Below are 953 nucleotides of genomic sequence, written 5' to 3'. Positions count from 1 at the left end.
CCGCCGGTCGGCGCACTCGGCACGACCTCGGAAGTGCTGGCCATCGCCCTGGCCCCGGGCGGGGTGTCGGCGGTACTGGCCAGCGCTGTCATCGCATGGATGCGGCACCGCACCGGCGAGGTGGTGTGCAAACTGACCCGGCGGGACGGGACAAGCGTGGAGGTCTCGGCCCAGCGGGTGCGGGGAACGGACATGGCGGAGGTACGGGAGCTGGTCGCCGAGTTGGCCAGGACGCTGGAAGGCGGTGCCGGCACCGTCGTGGGCGATGAGGGCGAGCCGACCGTATCGCCTCGATAGCAGCCTCGATGACCAGCTTGAGTGCGCCCGGGACTCGGGTGCTTCTGATCGGCACCAGTTCCCACGGCGAGACCTCCGGCCTGCCGCCGGTGCCGGCGGTGACGGGCACCTTGGCCGATCTGGGACAGGTGCTGGTCGAGCGTTGCGGACTCGCTGAGGAAAACCTGCGAGTGGTCCGCGACCCGGCAAACCCGACCGAGTTGGGGATCGCCATCGCTCAGGAGGCCGAGCTCGCTGAGGGGGTGCTGTGGATCTACTACGTGGGCCACGGGCTGGTCAACCCCGCCGGCGAGCTGTACCTGGCCACGGTCGCCACTGACGCCCGCCCGGGGTGGGTGGCGTACACAGCGCTGGCCTACACAGCGGTGCGTGGGTCCCTGCTGCAAACTCGGGCCCGGTCCATCGTCGTCGTACTCGACTGCTGCTTTTCAGGGCGGGCGGTGGGTGTCCTGGGGAGCATCGAGGATCAGGAGGTGGACCTGGCTCGGGTCCATGGCGGGTACGTCCTGGCCGCGGCAGCGCGGGATGAGCTGGCCCTGGCCACGCCAGGCGCCCCGCACACCGCCTTCACCGGCGAGCTCATCCGTCTGCTCTCCGAAGGCGACCCGGAAGGCACGCAACAGCTGACGCTACGGCAGGCCTACCGCTACCTGGAT

At 70.2% G+C, this 953-nt stretch carries 2 protein-coding genes; both read left to right on the top strand.

Annotated elements, in window-relative coordinates; translation table 11 throughout:
- A partial coding sequence (locus tag IH13_RS0126610) for an effector-associated constant component EACC1 (protein WP_063837497.1) occupies positions 1 to 297 on the top strand: 297 nt, incomplete at its 5' end.
- Positions 298 to 305: 8 nt separating this feature from the next.
- Positions 306 to 953 (top strand): caspase family protein (locus IH13_RS0126605; protein ID WP_031088514.1); only part of this gene is annotated, 648 nt, incomplete at its 3' end.

Origin of the sequence: Streptomyces sp. NRRL WC-3549 (assembly GCF_000721935.1) — a bacterium.
In the GTDB taxonomy this organism is placed as follows: Bacteria; Actinomycetota; Actinomycetes; order Streptomycetales; family Streptomycetaceae; genus Streptomyces.
The sequence above is the reverse complement of the archived record's forward strand: the minus strand, read 5'-3'. Positions and strand labels throughout refer to the sequence as shown.